This window comes from Mesorhizobium tamadayense (assembly GCF_003863365.1).
Lineage (GTDB): Bacteria > Pseudomonadota > Alphaproteobacteria > Rhizobiales > Rhizobiaceae > Mesorhizobium > Mesorhizobium tamadayense.
Genome location: NZ_RQXT01000193.1, coordinates 1 through 760, shown reverse-complemented (window position 1 = coordinate 760; position 760 = coordinate 1). Strand labels below are relative to the sequence as shown.

Here is a 760-nt window from a genome sequence, read left to right as displayed (position 1 = left end):
GCGCCGTACGATCGGTACCATGCCGCCACACGCTCATTCTTGGCATCGATGAACATCAGGGTGCCGCCAACCTCGGCCGCTGCCCGAATGCAGCGCAACGCCGCCGCAAGCAGCAACTGGCCGCCCAGGCCCTCACCATGGACCGACCGCGCCACGGCGAGGCGCGCCAACCGGAAGCCGCCGACCTCATAGCGGCCCAGGCCCTTGCGGAGTTTCTCCGGCACGCGCTCGAACGCCGCCGCGGCGGGGCTCAGCGTGTAGAAACCGAGAACCGTTGCGTCCTGCTTTGCCACGGCGAGAAATGTCTTCGAGGCGCCCCGCTCATGGTTGCGGCGCGCATGCATGCGAAGAAATTCATTGAGGGCGGCATCGCCGCAGTCGAAACTGTCGCGGTCGTGCCGGGCGACGGGCTCCTCGCCCCACGCCGGCAGGCTCATAGATCGGCGGGCAGCGCCCGCGCCGCCGCGATCAGCTTCTCGTTGGGGGCAGGCGGGTTCTCCAGCGCCTCCAGAACGCGCAGTCCGTCGCGTTCGGACAGAACGATCCGGTCGTTGCGCTCGATGATCTCGCGCGAGGCGTCGAGGACGGTGCGCAGGACAAAATCCGTTATCCCGGCGGCGCCCGCCAACTGGGTGGCGCGCAGGATCACCGCCTTGTCGGCGGGCTTGATGCGAAACGACATGCGCTGGCTGTCACTGACGGCGGAGCGGGGCATGGGGCGAATCCTTCGCTTTTCGGAGGCTTTGACTGTATGATTTCG

The 760-nt window shown here is 67.4% G+C and carries 2 protein-coding genes; both read right to left on the bottom strand.

Going from position 1 to position 760, the window contains the following annotated elements:
- Positions 1 to 437, bottom strand: a 437-nt coding sequence (locus tag EH240_RS37195; protein WP_125007274.1) for a GNAT family N-acetyltransferase, incomplete at its 3' end; no start/stop codon positions are given.
- A partial coding sequence (locus EH240_RS37190) for a type II toxin-antitoxin system TacA family antitoxin (RefSeq protein WP_206075399.1) occupies positions 434 to 760 on the bottom strand: 327 nt, incomplete at its 5' end. The genes EH240_RS37190 and EH240_RS37195, both read right to left, overlap by 4 nt.